General features: G+C 71.0%; 15 protein-coding genes. 2 read left to right on the top strand and 13 right to left on the bottom strand.

Translation table 11 applies throughout. The features are described 5' to 3' along the window. Window positions 1-13: 13 nt before the first annotated feature. The 7 genes from CDN99_RS12090 to CDN99_RS12060 all read right to left on the bottom strand — a co-directional run bounded on the left by CDN99_RS12090 (window position 14) and on the right by CDN99_RS12060 (window position 7,342). Window positions 14-607, bottom strand: a complete 594-nt coding sequence (locus CDN99_RS12090; RefSeq protein WP_088385097.1) for a hypothetical protein — start codon at window positions 605-607, stop codon at window positions 14-16. A 69-nt stretch (window positions 608-676) separates the two neighbouring features. Next, entirely contained in the window at window positions 677-1,219 is a 543-nt protein-coding gene (locus CDN99_RS12085; protein ID WP_141100749.1) for a hypothetical protein, read from the bottom strand. Then, the gene (locus CDN99_RS12080) at window positions 1,206-2,558 is read right to left on the bottom strand and encodes a hypothetical protein (RefSeq protein ID WP_141100748.1); all 1,353 of its coding nucleotides are present in this window, start codon (window positions 2,556-2,558) and stop codon (window positions 1,206-1,208) included. Before CDN99_RS12080 ends, CDN99_RS12085 begins: the two co-directional genes overlap by 14 nt. 123 nt (window positions 2,559-2,681) lie before the next feature. Continuing rightward, window positions 2,682-2,894, bottom strand: coding sequence for a hypothetical protein (locus CDN99_RS12075; RefSeq protein ID WP_088385094.1), 213 nt, complete (start codon window positions 2,892-2,894; stop codon window positions 2,682-2,684). A gap of 402 nt (window positions 2,895-3,296) precedes the next feature. Next, window positions 3,297-4,316, bottom strand: a complete 1,020-nt coding sequence (locus tag CDN99_RS12070; protein ID WP_088385093.1) for an AfsR/SARP family transcriptional regulator — start codon at window positions 4,314-4,316, stop codon at window positions 3,297-3,299. A gap of 119 nt (window positions 4,317-4,435) precedes the next feature. Next, window positions 4,436-5,173 (bottom strand): GAF domain-containing protein, encoded by a 738-nt coding sequence (locus CDN99_RS12065; RefSeq protein WP_088385092.1) that lies wholly within the window; start codon window positions 5,171-5,173, stop codon window positions 4,436-4,438. A 96-nt stretch (window positions 5,174-5,269) separates the two neighbouring features. Further along, the gene (locus tag CDN99_RS12060; protein ID WP_088385091.1) at window positions 5,270-7,342 is read right to left on the bottom strand and encodes an alpha/beta hydrolase family protein; all 2,073 of its coding nucleotides are present in this window, start codon (window positions 7,340-7,342) and stop codon (window positions 5,270-5,272) included. 148 nt (window positions 7,343-7,490) lie between these two features. On the opposite strand from CDN99_RS12060, the gene CDN99_RS12055 reads away from it, so the two are divergent. Then, complete coding sequence (locus CDN99_RS12055) at window positions 7,491-7,745, top strand: hypothetical protein (protein WP_141100747.1); 255 nt, start codon at window positions 7,491-7,493, stop codon at window positions 7,743-7,745. A 24-nt stretch (window positions 7,746-7,769) separates the two neighbouring features. On the opposite strand, the gene CDN99_RS12050 is transcribed toward CDN99_RS12055, so the two are convergent. The 6 genes from CDN99_RS12050 to CDN99_RS12025 all read right to left on the bottom strand — a co-directional run bounded on the left by CDN99_RS12050 (window position 7,770) and on the right by CDN99_RS12025 (window position 14,365). Then, window positions 7,770-8,492, bottom strand: coding sequence for a nucleotidyl transferase AbiEii/AbiGii toxin family protein (locus CDN99_RS12050; RefSeq protein WP_088385089.1), 723 nt, complete (start codon window positions 8,490-8,492; stop codon window positions 7,770-7,772). Continuing rightward, window positions 8,489-8,797 (bottom strand): hypothetical protein, encoded by a 309-nt coding sequence (locus CDN99_RS12045; protein ID WP_088385088.1) that lies wholly within the window; start codon window positions 8,795-8,797, stop codon window positions 8,489-8,491. The genes CDN99_RS12050 and CDN99_RS12045 overlap by 4 nt, the downstream gene beginning before the upstream one ends. 90 nt (window positions 8,798-8,887) lie before the next feature. Then, on the bottom strand, window positions 8,888-10,891 hold the full coding sequence (locus CDN99_RS12040; RefSeq protein ID WP_088385087.1) for an ATP-binding response regulator: 2,004 nt from the start codon (window positions 10,889-10,891) through the stop codon (window positions 8,888-8,890). Window positions 10,892-10,894: 3 nt separating this feature from the next. Continuing rightward, window positions 10,895-11,353, bottom strand: coding sequence for a response regulator (locus tag CDN99_RS12035; protein ID WP_088385086.1), 459 nt, complete (start codon window positions 11,351-11,353; stop codon window positions 10,895-10,897). A gap of 17 nt (window positions 11,354-11,370) precedes the next feature. Then, window positions 11,371-13,689 carry an ATP-binding protein gene (locus CDN99_RS12030; RefSeq protein ID WP_088385085.1) on the bottom strand — a complete coding sequence of 773 codons (2,319 nt, stop codon included), beginning with the start codon at window positions 13,687-13,689 and terminating at the stop codon, window positions 11,371-11,373. A gap of 16 nt (window positions 13,690-13,705) precedes the next feature. Continuing rightward, window positions 13,706-14,365 carry a biliverdin-producing heme oxygenase gene (locus tag CDN99_RS12025; protein ID WP_158218828.1) on the bottom strand — a complete coding sequence of 220 codons (660 nt, stop codon included), beginning with the start codon at window positions 14,363-14,365 and terminating at the stop codon, window positions 13,706-13,708. A gap of 362 nt (window positions 14,366-14,727) precedes the next feature. Here CDN99_RS12025 and CDN99_RS12020 point away from each other — a divergent pair, with 362 nt between their 5' ends. Then, window positions 14,728-15,099 carry a response regulator gene (locus CDN99_RS12020; protein WP_088385083.1) on the top strand — a complete coding sequence of 124 codons (372 nt, stop codon included), beginning with the start codon at window positions 14,728-14,730 and terminating at the stop codon, window positions 15,097-15,099. The last annotated feature ends 178 nt before the right edge of the window (window positions 15,100-15,277 follow it).

Raw genomic sequence — 15,277 nt, 5'->3', positions numbered from 1 at the left:
CGCGGCCGGGCCGTCAGACCTTGGGCGTGAGCGCGCCCGACAGGGCCACCAGCGCCAGCAGGCCCATGCCGTTGTTGCCGCCCATGCCGCCGAGGAAGTTGCCGCCGGAGGAGGCCGGCGCGCCGCCGTCGGGCGTGGCGCTGACGTCGTTGCCCAGCAGCAGCAGCGGGGCGATCGACATCAGCGGGTTGCCCGGCGCCAGGCCGGTCAGCAGCGGCATGATGGCGCTCATCTCCCGGGTGCTCTGCAGGTCCTTGCGGACGGCGGCGATGTCGCGCTTTTGCGCGATCGCGGTCTTGCGCAGGCCGTCGTGCAGGCGGCTTTGCTCGGCGCCCAGCGCGCGGTTGCGGCCGTCCAGTTGCTGCAGCGCCTTGCCGTTGGTGGCCAGCGCCGCGTTGATGCGGGCCGTCACCTCCTTCAGCTGGGTCTGCGTCACCGGGCTGTTGGCCACGGACGCGGGCACCGGCGGGCGGAACGGCGCGGCGCGGGCGGTGTTGATCTTGGGGGCGGGCCGCGCGGCGCCGCGCCGCGGCGGGCGCGCCTCGCCGTAGTCCTCGTCGAAGCTTTCGTCATAGGCCGCTTCGTAGTCTTCGTTGGTGAAGTACATGGTGTTGTCCTGCCTTTCTGGGTCCAAGGGGGTCGAGCTGGAGGGTGAAGGAAGCAGCGAGTCGGCGACTCACCGGGTGGCATTCCCGCTGCCGCCCATCGGCATCGGGGAGACGGGGGAACGCAGGGGAGCGACGGACGCGGCGCCGTCGTCGACGGGCGCCGCGGGGCGCAGGCGGTCGAGCAGCGGCCGCAGGTAACGCTTGAACGGTCCCGGCGCCGGCCGGCGCGAGCCGGGCCGCCCGCGGCCGCCGCAATGCGGGCACCACGCGTCGTCGCCGAAGCACAGGTGGCAGGCGCCCAGCGCGGCGGCGAGCAGGTCGTTGCGCTCACGCAGCGTGGTCAGCTCGGCTTCCTGCGCTTCACTGTGGGCCAGCAGCGTGCGCACGTCGGCGCGGGTGGCGTGGTCCAGTCCGTCATGGCGGGCGGGACACGACTCGGCGATGTCCTCGTCCGGCCTATCGGCCATCGCGGGCGCGGCGGCGGCGGTCTGGCGTTGGTCGAACCACTGCATCAGCATCGCCATCGCCGGGTTGTCCGCGGCTTGCCCCGCGAACTGTGCGCGCAGCTGGGCCAGCGCGTCGCCGGTCATCAGCGTGTCAGGCGTAGACATACTGGATCTCCTCGTCCCATTCCTGGAAGTCCTCGCCCGCGGCTTCGGCCGACTCGGCGGACTCGTCCCAGGCTTCGCCGTCGTACGCCCCGTCCGATTCGTCGTAGGCGGCCTCGTAGGCGCCGTCCTGCTCGGCATCGAACTCGCCGTCGAACTCGCCGTCGTACTCGGCGCCATATGCGGCGCCATACCCGGCGTCCTCGGCCTGCTCGTCATACCCGGCGGCTTCGGCGCCTTCGTCGACACCCGCGTATTCGTCGAAGAACTCGTAGACGTTGTCCTCCGCCGCTGGAGGCTGCCAATCCGGCCGGCGCGGTCGCGGGGGTTGACGCTGCTGCATCTGCGCCCGGGCCTGCCCGACGGCCTGCGAGGCCGCCTGCGCGATCGCGGGCCAGTCCGCCAGCGCCGCCGAGGCCAGGCGCTCGAAGTGCGCGTTGTTCAGCAGGTCCATGACACGGGCGGAGCGGTCGAGCTCCTCGCCCGGATCGCCGACGAATTCGCCGTTGGCATCGGCCATGTAGCCGAGCGCGCTCTCCGCGCCTTCGTCGAAGGCGGCGGCCTCGTCGATCGCCTGGGCCGTGAGGTTCTGCAGCAGACCGGCGATGGCGGTCGTCGGCACCGGCGTGCGGGCGGCGCCGACCGGCACCGTGCGCCGTCCGGCGGGCCCGAGGTTCATCGCCATCAGGGCCTGCTGCACCTCGGGCCGGCCGAGCATGCCGCTCAGCAGCCCGGCTGCGCCGGCCATGCCGCCGGCACCACCGCCGCCGCCTGCGCCGGCCATCCCGCCCGCGGCGCCCAGCAGCCGGCCCACGCCGGCCATCGCCGGGTTGCCGCCACCGACGGCGCCCAGCACCTGCGAGCCCTGCAGCAGCAGGCGCTGCGGCGTGATGCGGCCCTGGCCCAGCCCGCTCACCATGGTGCCGACCTGATTGCCCAGGCGCCCCATCGGCGAGAACTGGCTGGCGATCTGCGTGCCGGTGTTCAGCACGTTGCCGACGTCACGCAGCGGGCCTTTCGCATAACTGCTCAGCGCGGTGCCCGCACCGCCCACCACGGCGCCGCCGATGATCCCCGGCAGGCCCAGCGACGAGCCGGACATCGCGCCCCGCGCCACGCCGCCCGCCACGTTGGCGACCACCGGCGCGACCTTGCGGAAGGCGCGACCGACGTCGTCGAAGAAGCCTTCCAGGTACTCGTCGTACTGCTCGGCGGCGCCTTCGCCGAAACGCTCGTCCATGTAGGCCTCGAGCGAGGCGGCGTCGAGCTCGGCGAACTCGGGCGCCAGGCACTGGCGGAGATGGGGGTAGGCGTCCGCGGACGCGAGGGCACGTGAGCTCATGATCACCTCTGCGGTCAATGGGTCAATGGGTCAGGCAGTCGATGGGTCGATCGGGGGCGACGGGTCGGGGGACCGGCGACGTCGATGTCCAGGGGCGTCTGCGATGCCGGGGCGGGGCATCCGTCAGGACGACGGCGGCGGCTCACCGCCGAGCAGCGAATCGATGTAGGGCTGGACGAACGCGACGATCGCGCCGGCCTGGTGGAAGAACACGCGCCGGCCGCTGGGCACGTGCTCGATGGAGCCTCGCCAGACCAGGCCCGGCCGCGCGCCGCGGTCCGGTTCGCACCAGACGCGCAGGATGAATGCGGCCGAATGGTCTTCGAGGAGTGCCATGGCATCGGACCTGGGTGGAGGGGAGTGCTCATGTCTCAGAGTCTGGTCGGCCGACATCACCGCGGCATCACGACGCGGTCACCCGCGGATCACCGGTTCATCACCGTGGCATCACGGGGCGCGTCGGGGCGTGTCGGTGCATGCGACGAGGTGCATGGCGGCCGACATCGCGGCCGCGCCACGAGGTGCATCAGCAGGCGCGGCACCAAGTGCGTCACCAGGCGCATCACGACGCACCGCGGCGCGCGGTGACGCGAGCGGGGCGTCACCGCGTCCCGGAAACGCAGACCGCCCGCGGGCTCGGGCCGGCGGGCGGGCGGTGAGGTGGAGTGGGGAGACTCGGCGCGATCCTGGGGCAACGCGAGGCGCCGCCGCCGGCGGCGGCGCCGCGAGAGGGCCGGATCAGCGCCGGGTCTTGCCGGCCGCCGCGCGGGCGAGCAGGACCTGGCGGTCCGCGGCGGCGAGGTGCCGGTGCGCCTTGTCCAGCAGGTCGGACACGGCGGGCGGCGACAGCGGCGCGATGAGCCCGACGGCGGGCGCGATCGGGACGGGCGGTCGCGGCGGCAGCAGCGCGGCGGGGACAGGCTCGGCCGGTGCCATCGCGCGATCCATCGTCGGCGGCATGGCGGTGTTGAGGGCGCCGATCGCGCCGTCGGCGATCCGCTGATACAGGTCGCGGGTCTCGGGCATCGGCACGATGGAGAGCTCGCGCTTGAGCGCGGCCCGGCAGTGCTCGTATTGGCGCAGCGCCAGCGCGCGTTGACCGGCGCGCAGATAGAGCCGCATCAGCGAGCGGTGCACATCCTCCCGCAGCGCGTCGATCTCCAGGATCGCCAGCGCGTGACGGATGCCGCCGACCGCGTCGCCCTTCAGCGCGTGCCATTGCATCAGCCGATCCAGCGCGTTGAGCTGATGGCGACGCAGGCGTTCGCGCTCGCGCAGGGCCCAGTCGTCCTGCAGGCCCTGCAGCAACTCGGCGGAGTACATCGCCGTGCCCTGGCGCAGGCGTTCGGCGTCGTCGGGCGTGACGCGTTCCAGCGGCAGCGCCAGCACGGGCAGGACATGGCGCAGGTAGTCCTCGACGTCGATCTGCATCGGCGCGTCGGGGCGCAGGCTGATCTGGCCGCCGCGTTGCGCGCAGATCACGTCGCCGGTATCGAACGGCGGTTGCTCGATGGCCGCGCGCAGCCGCCACAGGGCGGTGTTGACGCTGCCGGCCCGCGCGGGGCCGCCGGCTTCGTCCCACAGGGACTGGGCCAGATCGCTGCGGCTACGGCAACTGCCCCGCGACAGCGCGAGGAAGGCCAGCAGGTTGCGGGACTGCGCGCTCAAGGCGACACGCAGCGGAGTGCCGCGCGGCGCCACGCGATGCAGCGCCACGGGGCCGAACAGCGTCAGGCTCAAGCTGCAGTCGATGGGCATGGTGATCGCCTCGTCATGGAGGGGCCGATCATGGGCGCGCTTGGCGGCGCGGCCATCCCAAGGACAGGGGAGTCCACCCGACCCAGGGGCCAAACCCTGCCCCTAGGTTGGACTTCGTCCTAGGGGGCGGTGACGCCTGGAGCCGGCCGCGACGCCAGCGCGTCGCCCGAGAGCGTCGCCGCCACGGCCAGCACGAGCGCGAGCTCGCCGCCGGTGAAGAAACCCCGATCGAAGGCTTCGGAATCGATGATGCCCACCACCCGGCCGTCCTCGCCGAACAGCGGCAGGCAGGCTTCGGCGTTCACCTTCGGGTCGCAGGTGTAATACGCGCCGCCGTCGTTGACGTAGGTGCCGACGTCGTTGATCAGGCGACCCCGGCCGCTCAATCCCACCGCGCTGTTGTTGCTGCCTTTCGCGAACTCGTCGGTCAGCGGGAACTCCGCCCGGCTCTCGGCGCCGAAGTAGGCGAGCTTGACCAGCACGCGCGCTCCGGCGGCGTTGGCACGCGCCTGATAGACGCCGAACCAGTGACTGCGGCTGTGTTGGCGGTAGTAGCCGACCACGGCGGTCGCCAGGGCGAGCAGCTTCTCGGTGTCGGCGGAGCGACCGCCGAGGCTGTCGGCCAGCTCATAGGGCTGCTCGGCCAGGGTGCCGAACAGTGAGCAGGCACCGGCGTCGCCGAGCTCGGGCACGCGGTAGCGCCATTGCACGGGGGTGGCGGCCAGCGCTTGCGGCGTCAGCACGGCCCGCAATGCGTCCTGATGCGCGCGGACTTCGTCGGCCAGGGCCGTTGCCTCGGCCGCAAGCGTGGGGTGATCGGCCAGGCCGCACTGGTCCCAGTAGGTGTTGAACTGCATGGTGAGTTGCCGTCGATCGCGACCGTGCCCCGCGCAGGGGCGCGGACCGGATCGCGACGAGGCGTCGAAGGCTGCGAAGGGGCCGGAGATTAACCGCTACTTGCCCGCCGCGCCGTCCGCGGGTGATTCCGACGGCGCCGTCTGGATGGCCTTGCTCGGCTCCGTGCCGATGTGCCTGGCCAGGAAACGTTCCATGCGGCCGTAGAAGTCGACCTTGGTCGCCAGCTTGCGCCAGCCGTGGCCCTCCTCGGCGTAGGTGACGTACTCGAACTGCTTGTTGCCGGCGGCGTTGAGCGCGGAGCGGAAGTCCTGGCCGTGCTTGAGCGGCACGCGCCGGTCGTCGTGGCCGTACGCCAGCAGCAGCGGCTGGCGGATCTCGGCGGCGCGACGCAGCGGGGAGGTCTTGCGCAGTTGCTCCGCGTCCTTCTCGCGGTCGCCCACCATCAGCGTCATGCCGTAGTCCTTCCAGACATCCGACATGTCGCTCCAGCTGATCGTCGAGAGGTACTCGATGTCCGTCACGCCGACCCAGCTGACGCCGCAGCGGTATTGCCCGGGGTCCTTGATCAGGCCCATCAGCGTCGCATACCCGCCGTAGCTGGCGCCGGCGATGCAGACTCGCTGGGGGTCCACCCAGCCCTGCTTCACCGCCCATCGCAGCGAATCGCTGATGTCGTCCTGCATGGCCAGGCCCCATTGCTTCCAGCCCGCCTTGAAGAGCTGGTCGCCATAGCCGGTGCTGCCGCGGAACTCGGGCTCGATCACGACGTAGCCCCGACTGGCCAGGAACTGCGCTTCTTCGTCCCAGGTCCACTGCGTGCCTCGCAGGTACGGGCCGCCATGGACCAGCACCACGGCCGGCCGAGGCCCCTCGGCCTTGTCGGCGGGGATCGTCACCATGACGGGGAACTCCAGCCCGTCGCGCGCCTTGATCCGCATCGGATCGCGTTGCCCCATCTGCGCGGCCTTGATCCAGGGGCGTGACGAGCCGAGCATCGTCAGCTTCTCCTTCGCCGTGTCGAACAGCAGGAACTGATCCGGCTGCCGGTCGGAGCTGGAGGTGACCAGCAGGCGTCCGGTGCGCAGGCAACGTCCGCAGTCGAGCAGGTTCACGCGTCCGGGCAGGGCCTTGTCCACGAAGGCCTGCCACTGCCTGAGCTGAGCGTTGAACCAGTAGCTGGTCGGCGCGTCCGTCTGGAACTGGACACCGAGCAACTGGCGCGTCTCGGGATCGAAGACGGCGTCGCCGTCGAAGTCGAACCCCTTGGTCGAGATCAACGGCCTGGCTTCCAGCTTCAGCGTCGCGGGATCGATGCGATAGAGCGCCGTCGTGCCTTCCGGCGTGACCGACAGCACCAGGCGCAGGGAGCGGCCGTCCGAGGCGAACGGTGTGACGTTGGTGTACTCGAAGAGTCCGCCTTGCTGCCACAGGGTCCAGGCGCCTTCGGCGTTCTTCAGGTAGAGGCGTTCCCTGGCGCCGCTGACGGCGCTCAGGGCCCAGGGTTCGCCGACGGGGTCGAGCCATTGGTGACGCGTGTCGCTGGGCGTTCCCTCGTCCAGACCACGTCGCAACTGCGTGACGACATTGAGGCGGCTCAGGCGCACGGCGGTCGGCTGGCCGCGGCCGTCGTAGCGGCGGTTGTGGACCATGACCTCGCCGCTGTCGTCGTCCGGCGCGGAGCGGAAGGACCAGTCGTAGGTCAGCGCGCGGTTGGAGATGCGCGAGGCGGTCTGGTCGTTGGCGCCCCACATGGTGTGGATCAGCTGACGCCGTTCCGTCCCGTCGCGGCGGACCGACCAGAGGCCCGAGCTGTGGAGGTCGCGCCACTTGTCGCCCTGGTCCTGGACGGCGGTGTAGACGAGCCGGTCGTTGCCCACCCAGGCGTAGCTGCCGATGTCCGCGTCGGCGAACGAGGCGACGGCCATGACCTTCATGTCGTTGTCGATCTCCGCCACCGCGAGCATCGAGGCGTTGTCCTTGTTGGCGACGAAGGCCAGGAAACGACCGTTGGGGGACAGGCGGGCCCGCCGCATCTCCGGATCGCGGAAGAAGTCCTCGATGGCGGGCCTGGATGGCGCCGGCTGGGCCTGGACGCCCGGTGCGATCAGCGCGACCGACAGCGCGCATGCGGTCAGCGCCGCGAGCGCCGCCCGATGGGTCTTGTGCATGTGCTCCTCCCCGACTGTTTTTTTGCTCGCGGCATTGTGCGAGCGCGCCGGGGTGGGGGATGTGCTCGCTTCTCCCTAATGGAAAGCGGTGGGCGCGCGGACGTTCATCGCGGCATTCGGTGCCGCTCATGACGGCTAGCATCTCGCCATGGAACGAGAAGCAAAGTGGGTCGGCGCATGCCTGCTCGTGATCGGCGCGGCGGGGGTGCTGATGGGCGCGTGGCGCCTGGTGAGCCCCGAATCGCCGATGCCCGAGGGGTCCGGATGCAAGGCCTTGTGCGGATGGTCGCTGCTGGCCGCGGAGTTCCTCGGGGCGACGGCGGGGCGCTGGGTGCTCGGAGGGTTGCAGATCGCGCTGGGGGGCGTGCTGGCGTGGGGCGGGCTCAGGTTGCTCAAGCACTGAGCCACTGCTCGGCCGGGACCCGCGTCAACGCGATCCCTTGGGCGGCGGCGGTGGCGGCAGGGGAGCGGTACGCGCCGCGTAGTCCGCCAACTTTCCTATCGCCCAGTCCGCGGCTTCCCGCAGTCCTGGCTTGTCGTGGGCCTGGATCAGGTCCCACGACCGGGAGGCGCCTGGTGAAGCAGGAATCAATTCCAGGGCCTTGCCCACCTGCTCCAGTTTGGTCGTTTTCAACAACGAGCCGAAGGCAACACCTGCCACCGACTGTGGTGCCAGATGCTCGATCGCGTACCAGTCGAAGAGGTCTCGCGGCGCGAGAAACTGTCCTCGATAGAAGAGCTTCTTCGCCAGGACTTCGGCAATGGGTTCGACCGGGAACGTCGTGTCGGGAATGACCTCCGGCTCCAGGTCCAGCAATGACAGCCCGACGATGAAGTCGATCTCACCCTCGGGCAAGCGGAACTTCAAGGAGGTGTTGCCCTCGTCGTAGCCGGAAATGCGATCCTCGAAGCGGTCATTGAGCCGAGGCGTCAGGAATCCGATCCACTGCGGATCGCGGATGAACAGGTCGATGTCGTCACTGATGCGATGCTCCAGCGTCAGCATCAGACGCGTTCCGCCGCCGAGGTGCGGTGCGAAGCGAACGCCGGAGACAGCGTGAGCGTCGGCCACGATTTCCTTCGCCAAGGACTCCAGCACACGCCAGCGACCATTCCTGCGATGCTCGCGCACGTCCTCGCGGGTGGTCATAGGAACGGCTCCATCTCGGCTTCCCATGCGGGTGCCCGAGGCGCGAGCTTCTCCAGCGTGTCGATGTACAGCGCGTGCGCCTGCAGCAGATTGACGCCGGCTTCGGTCGCGCAACGGGCGATCAGTTGCGGCTGCACTTCGACGAAGAGGAAGGACACCATGGCCTCGACGTCGGGATCGCCAACCAGCGGTTGCAACGATCCGGCTCGCAGCGCCTGCGCGATGTGCGCCGCGGTCACGACAGGGCCGACCGACGCATTCAGATGCGTCGCGGCGAGGTCGAGGCCAGAGGAGCTTTCAAACATCCGGAGATGTTATCCCGCAGCCGCGCGCAGAAGAAGACTCGGGCGCGAACTGGCGACGGCAAAGCCCCGTTCGCGGCTCCCCGCGAGGCCCTATTCCTCGTCGTGCCTGTCCAGCACCTCATGGATCGCCCGCGTCAGCGTGCCCAGCTCGATGGGCTTGGCCACGTAGCCCTGGAAGCCGGCCGCCAGGCCTTCCTGCCGGTCCGCGACCATCGCGAAGGCGGTCAGCGCCACGGCCGGCAGTTCCTCGGGGCTGCCGCCCGGCAGCTTGCGCACCGCGCGGATCAGGGACCGGCCGTCCATCTCCGGCATGCCGATGTCCGATACCAGCAGGTCGAAGCGTTCGTCGCCCAGCCGCTCCAGCGCCTCGGCCGCGCTCGCGGCCACGCTGACCTTGGCGCCGAGCCGGCTCAGCGCCACCTGGCCGACTTCGCGCGCATCCTCCTCGTCGTCGACGAGCAGCACGCGCACGCCCGCCAGGCTGTCTTCGGAGAGCTCGATCGGCGGCGCCGCCGGCGGCGGGGGCAGGGCCTGGTCCTGCAGCACGGGCAGGCGCAGATGGAAGGTCGCGCCGCCGCCCGGTCCGGGGCTGTCGGCGCTGAGGCGGCCCTGGTGCAGCTCCGCGATCGCGCGCGCGATCGCCAGGCCCAGGCCCAGGCCGCCAGCCTTGCGGGTGAAGGAGCCGTCCTCCTGCCGCAACCGGTCGAACACGAAGGGCAGGAACTGCGGCGAGATGCCGCGCCCCGTGTCCCGCACGCGCAGCACCGCGCAGCCGTCGTCGATCGTGACCTCGACATCGACACTGCCGCCGCCGTCGGTGAACTTGATGGCGTTGCCGATCAGGTTGGTCACCACCTGCGACAGCCGCTGCGCGTCCCCCGAGATCCACACCGGCTCCGGCGCGCGGCAGTTCAGCGCCACGCCCTTGCCTTGAGCCTCGTGCAGCGCGCCCAGCACCGCCTCCGACGCGTGCGCCGCCAGGTCCAGCGGCGCGGTCTGCAGCACCAGCTTGCCGGCCACCACCGCGCTCATGTCCAGCAGGTCGTCGATCATGCGCGCCTGCAACTGCGCGTTGCGCCGGATCACCGTCGCCGCCTTGCCCAGCAGCGGATGCGCGTCCGAGAAATTGTTCAGGATGTCCGCCCAGCCGGTGATCGCGCTCAGCGGCGAGCGCAGCTCGTGCGACAGCACCGCCAGGAACTGGTCCTTGAGCTCGTTGGCACGCTCCGCTTCTTCCTTGCCCTCGCGCAGCGCGCGTTGCGCCTCGTAGGCCGGCGTGGTGTCGCGGATCACCTTGGAGAAACCGGTCGGCGCGCCCGCCGCGCTGAACAGCGGCGTCACCACGCCCTCGGCCCGCAGCCGCGTGCCGTCCTGGCGCATCAGCCAGCGCTCGTCGCGCGCCGCGCCCTGCGTCAGCGCCACCGCCAGCTCGTTCTCCAGCACGCCGGCCACGCGGTCCTCCGGCGTCAGCAGCAGCTCCGCGGACATGCCGCGCACCGCCTCCAGCTCGTGGCCGAAGATCGCGCTCGCGGCGCGATTCCAGTCGCGGATGCGGCCCTCGGGGTCCAGCAGGATCACCGCGTAGTCCTGCAGCGAGTCGACGACCCGCGCATACAGCGCGTCCGCCTCGCGCAACTGCGCCTCGATCTGGCGCTGCGCCTCGCGCTGCCGCACCTCGCGCAGCGCGCGGTCGATCGCGACCGGCAGCCGCGCCAGGCGGCCCTTCATGACGTAGTCTGTGGCGCCGCGCTTGAGCAGCTCCACCGTGTTCTCCTCGCCGATCACGCCGGAGACGAAGATGAACGGCGTGCCCGGCACCGTCTTCTGCGCCAGCGCGAGCGCCTCCGCGCCGGTGAAGCCGGGCAACTGGTAGTCCGACAGGATGAGGTCGAAGCGCTGCGTCTCCAGCGCGCCCAGCAGCCCGGGCTCGTCCTTCACCCAGGTCACCCGCGCGCGCGGATGCGTCGCCTCCAGCTGCGCGAGCAGCAGCTCGGCGTCGAAGGTGGAGTCCTCCAGCAGCAGGATCTCCAGCGGCGGGGCGCAGGGCGATGGGGGCTGCTCGGGCTGAGGCTCGGGCCGAGGGGCTTCAGTCATGGATCATTCGTAGCGCCGGGTGGCGCGCAGCGATCCGGGCGGCGGCTCGTTCAGCACGGCCCAGAACACGCCCAGGTCGGCGATCGCGGCGACGAACTGCTTGAACTCCACCGGCTTCACGACGTAGGCGTTGACGCCCAGCTCGTAGCTGTGCACCACGTCCGACTCGGTCTGCGACGAGGTCAGCATCACCACCGGAATGCTCTTCAGCGGCTCGGTGCTGCGCACCGCCTTCAGCACCTCCAGGCCGTTGACCTTGGGCAGCTTCAGGTCCAGCAGGATCACCGCCGGATTGCCGGCCGCGCGGTCCGCGTGCCTGCCTTCGCGGTTGAGGTAGTCGAGGGCCTCGGCGCCGTCGCGCACGATGATCACTTCGTTGGCGAGCTGGCTTCGCTCCAGGGCGACCAGGGTCAGTTCAAGATCGCGGGCGTCGTCTTCGACCAGCAGGATGGGCTTGAGCATGGCGGTGTGGATCAGTATCAATTCGTCTGGGGTGCGCCGCCTTCCGGCGCGAATGTCGGTATCGCCATCACCGGGGACGCTCGCTCCGGAGCGGCCTCGGCGGCCGAGGCCTCCTGCATCTCCCGCGTCGGCAACACGAAGCTGAAGCGCGCTCCCACATCGGGCGCGCCCCAGGCCTGCACCTGTCCGCCGTGCCGCTCGACGATGCGGCGCACGCTGGCCAGCCCGATGCCGGTCCCCTCGAACGCCTCCGTCTGATGCAGCCGCTGGAAGACGCCGAACAGCTTGCCGACGTACTTCATTTGAAAACCGACACCATTGTCGGAGACGCGGAGCCCGATGCCCTCGGGGGTATCGATACCCGCGATTTCGATGCGGGCCGGGTCGCGTGGCCGCGTGTACTTCACCGCGTTGGCGATCAGGTTGCGCACGGCGACCTGCAGCAGCACCGGGTCGCCCCACAGCTTGGGCAGCGGCTGCTGGACCTGCCACTCGATGCGGCGATCCTTCACCTGCGCGTTCTGCTCGGCGATCAGGTCCTCGATCAGGTGGGCGCTATTGATCCAGGTGTGCTTGATCGCCGATCGCCCCATGCGCGAGAAGTCCAGCAGCGCGTCCACCAACTGGCCGGCGTGGGCGGAGGCCTCCTTCACGTGCGACAGGTAGCGGCGGGACCGGTCGGACAGCAGGGTGCCTTCCATCTCCAGCACCAGGTCGACGAAGCCGGCGATGTGCCGCATCGGCGCGCGCAGGTCGTGGGAGACGGTGTAGGAGAAGGCTTCCAGCTCCTTGTTGACGCGGCCCAGCTCCATCGCGACCTCGGCCATTTCCTCGGCGCGTCGCAGCACGATGCCGATCAGCGCCTGGCGCAGCTCCAGCACGGCGTGGACCTCGCTGGCGGTCCATGGCATCGAGCGGCCGCGCACCTGCTCCTTCCAGCTGGAGAAGCTGCGGCGGGGATGCAGCCGGCGGTCCTCGCCGGTGGAGCTTTCCTTGCGCGGATCGCCGGCCCAGACGATGGTCTGCACGATCTCCGGCCGGAACCAGACGATGTAATGCCGGTGCAGCTTGGAGATGGAGATCGCCAGGATGCCCGCCGTCGCGCGCAGGCCGTCGGCCAGCGCGGGCGCCTCGGTGGGCAGCCGGTCGCTGTGCCAGTCCTGGTCGATGCGGTTGCCCAGCCATTGGCCGAGCTGGATCAGCGTGTCCCGGTCCGGCGTCTCGCCCACCGACCAGCAGGTGTCGTTCAGGATCACCGCGGCGCCGGCCGCGCGGCCCAGCCGCAGCAACGGGCCGGGCTCCTCCATCAGCCGCTGCAGCGTCGCGTCGCTGTCGGCCAGGTGGGCGACGATGGCCAGCGTCAGCTGGCGCAGCCGGAGCTGCTCGGTGACCTGCTCGTTTTCTTCCTTGGCCTCGATCTGCAGCGACAGCAACTGCCCCAGGTGCTCGCAGGCCATGCGGGTCTGCCAGGACAGGTGGCGCGGCGCGTGGTCGTGGCAGGAGACCAGCCCCCACAGCCGCCCGCCGACGATGATGGACACCGACATCGACGCCAGCGTGCCCATGTTGCGCATGTACTCGAGGTGCACCGGCGAGACGCTGCGCAGCGCCGCCTGGGACATGTCCAGCGCCGAGCCCTCGCGCCCGTCGACGAAGCGCACCGGCACTGGCGTGTAGGTCGCGTCGCCGATCAGCCGGATGTGATTGATGCGGTAGAGCTCGCGCGCCTGCGGCGGGATGTCGGAGCCCGGGAAGTGGTGGCCGGCGTAGGAGTCGTAGCCGCGGTCCAGCGCCTCGGCGAGCACCGCGCCGTGGCCTTGCGCGTCGAAGCGGTAGGCCAGGCAGCGGCCGAAGCCGGTCAGCCGCTTCATCTCGGCGACGACGACCCGGCACAGCTCGTCGACCGATCCGGTGCGCTGCATTGCCGGCACCAGGTGGCGCGCCAGGCTGTAGATCGGCGCGCGGGTGCCGGCGTCCTCGCTGTCGGCTTCCAGCTCGAAGTAGGCGAGCGCGCTCAGCCGATGCCCCGAGACGTGCAGGCGCCGGCCGCGCAAGGTCAGCGTGCCGCAGGACACCGGGCCTTCGCCGTCCACCAGCGCATGCAGTCCGTCGACGACGGGGCCAAGCGTGTCCTGCACGTACGCGGCCAGCACGCCGGGCGGGGCGTCCAGCAGCGCTGCCCAGTTGTCGCTGAAGGCCGTCAGGCGGCCGTCGGACCATTCGACCGCCGCCAGCCAGCCGTGCGGCTGGATCGCGCCGGGAATGCGGATGGGCTCGCTGGCGCACTGGGCCAGTTGGTCCTCGGAGACGGTGGCGACGGTCGGGAGCGCGGTCATGGCATCGGGAGTCGGGTCAGCCGGCGCTGGCGGCGGCGGGCAGGGGCGGCGCGGCCTCGGGATCGTCCGGCGCGGCGACCGGCTGGAAGGTCTCGATCAGCGCCTCGAAGGTCTGCACCGCGGCGCGGCAGGCGGCGGCCCGGCTGTCCTCGTCGGCGCCGGCGTGCTGCTGGGCCAGTTGGCGGAACTCCCGCCACATCGCGCCGGTGCGGTCGCCGAAGCCGTGGAAGTAGCTCGCGCCGTGGTCCGGGGTCAGGCCGTGCGCGGCGACAAGCCGGGGCGTCAAGACCTGGCCCCCGAGCGCCGATCCCTCGATCACGTACAGCGAGCCGAACGCCGCGGCGGGCGAGTCCAGCCGGATCCGGTGCTGTGACGCGCGGGCGGCGGCGCGCAGGGCGGCGTCCTCGGGCAGCGCCAGCGCGGCGATGTCCCGGGTCGCGAACGGTGAGCGGACGCGGGCGTCGAACCAGGGGCGCAGCGGCTCCGGCAAGGCGTGGCGCACGCGCTGCTCCCAGAGCTTCAGGAACTCATGGAAGCCGCGGACGATGCGGCCGTAACGCGCCAGCGGCATCGGCGCCTCCAGGCGCAGCAGGGTCTCGATGCCGTCGTGCAGCGGTCCGGTGCAGCGTCGCAGCCGGGGCAGCAGATCCGGGTCGGTCATCGCGTCGGTCGTCATGAAACTCCGGGGAAAGCGAAGGCGCCCAGGTGGCGGAGGTCGCATCCCACAGGAAGCGGAACGCGGGATCGGCCACCAGGCAAGGCGCGCATTATGGTCAAGGGACCCTTCAGGCAAAAACCGATCCCGCCCCCAGCAAACGCGGGGGACGAGCGGGCCCCGGCGGCACGACGGGCCCCGGGCGGCCGCGTCCATCGAGACCGGGGGCGAAGGCGGCGGCGAGGTCGAAGGCCGGGGCGGGAGCGCCGTTTGCCGCGTCGACCCATCGCACATCCGTCGCCCGGATCCGACATCGCCTCGTCGGCGCTCGGATACCGTCGCGCGCCGGTCCTCCCCGAAGTCCCCTTGCCGCAGGGTTTGCCATGCCCCACGCCGTCATCGTCGACGACAACCTCGAATCCAGCGAAACGCTGGCCATCCTTCTGGAAATGGAAGGCTACTCCGCCGCCACCGCCGGGTCGCTGCGCGAGGCGCGGCAGCGCCTGGCCGAGCGCCGACCCGACGCGCTGGTCCTGGACCGGGCGCTGCCGGACGGGCAGGGCATGGACTTCATCGCCGAGGCGCTGCGGGACGGACCGATGACGGTCGTGCTGCTGACCGGCTTCTCCGACGCCGGGGACGCCGCCGAGGCGGTGCGCCGCGGCGCCGCGGCCTACCTGGTCAAGCCGGCGACGATCGAGCAGTTGAAGGCGGTGCTGGACGGCGCCGGGAATCCCGCGCGGCAGGCCGCCTGATCCTTCCGGGGCGATCCGCCACGGGGCGCGCCGCCGTTGGTGATCCGTCGGACGTGAGCTGTCGGACGTGATCCGCCCGACGTGAGCTGTCCAACGTGAGCCGCCCGACATGATCCGCCGCGGTGGGCGGTGGCGCTCTGGCGTCGCGGGCCTGCCGAAGGTGGCGCCGGTCCGCGGC

It is taken from the genome of Roseateles aquatilis (assembly GCF_002205645.1).
Taxonomy (GTDB): domain Bacteria; phylum Pseudomonadota; class Gammaproteobacteria; order Burkholderiales; family Burkholderiaceae_C; genus Roseateles; species Roseateles aquatilis.
Note: the sequence above shows the minus strand (reverse complement) of the source record. Positions and strands in the feature narration are given on the sequence as shown.

Coding starts and splice junctions, on each gene's coding strand:
- CDN99_RS12090 (WP_088385097.1), bottom strand. CDS start 607: ATGTACTTCACCAACGAAGACTACGAAGCGGCCTATGACGAAAGCTTC.
- CDN99_RS12085 (WP_141100749.1), bottom strand. CDS start 1,219: ATGTCTACGCCTGACACGCTGATGACCGGCGACGCGCTGGCCCAGCTG.
- CDN99_RS12080 (WP_141100748.1), bottom strand. CDS start 2,558: ATGAGCTCACGTGCCCTCGCGTCCGCGGACGCCTACCCCCATCTCCGC.
- CDN99_RS12075 (WP_088385094.1), bottom strand. CDS start 2,894: ATGGCACTCCTCGAAGACCATTCGGCCGCATTCATCCTGCGCGTCTGG.
- CDN99_RS12070 (WP_088385093.1), bottom strand. CDS start 4,316: ATGCCCATCGACTGCAGCTTGAGCCTGACGCTGTTCGGCCCCGTGGCG.
- CDN99_RS12065 (WP_088385092.1), bottom strand. CDS start 5,173: ATGCAGTTCAACACCTACTGGGACCAGTGCGGCCTGGCCGATCACCCC.
- CDN99_RS12060 (WP_088385091.1), bottom strand. CDS start 7,342: ATGCACAAGACCCATCGGGCGGCGCTCGCGGCGCTGACCGCATGCGCG.
- CDN99_RS12055 (WP_141100747.1), top strand. CDS start 7,491: ATGGAACGAGAAGCAAAGTGGGTCGGCGCATGCCTGCTCGTGATCGGC.
- CDN99_RS12050 (WP_088385089.1), bottom strand. CDS start 8,492: ATGACCACCCGCGAGGACGTGCGCGAGCATCGCAGGAATGGTCGCTGG.
- CDN99_RS12045 (WP_088385088.1), bottom strand. CDS start 8,797: ATGTTTGAAAGCTCCTCTGGCCTCGACCTCGCCGCGACGCATCTGAAT.
- CDN99_RS12040 (WP_088385087.1), bottom strand. CDS start 10,891: ATGACTGAAGCCCCTCGGCCCGAGCCTCAGCCCGAGCAGCCCCCATCG.
- CDN99_RS12035 (WP_088385086.1), bottom strand. CDS start 11,353: ATGCTCAAGCCCATCCTGCTGGTCGAAGACGACGCCCGCGATCTTGAA.
- CDN99_RS12030 (WP_088385085.1), bottom strand. CDS start 13,689: ATGACCGCGCTCCCGACCGTCGCCACCGTCTCCGAGGACCAACTGGCC.
- CDN99_RS12025 (WP_158218828.1), bottom strand. CDS start 14,365: ATGACGACCGACGCGATGACCGACCCGGATCTGCTGCCCCGGCTGCGA.
- CDN99_RS12020 (WP_088385083.1), top strand. CDS start 14,728: ATGCCCCACGCCGTCATCGTCGACGACAACCTCGAATCCAGCGAAACG.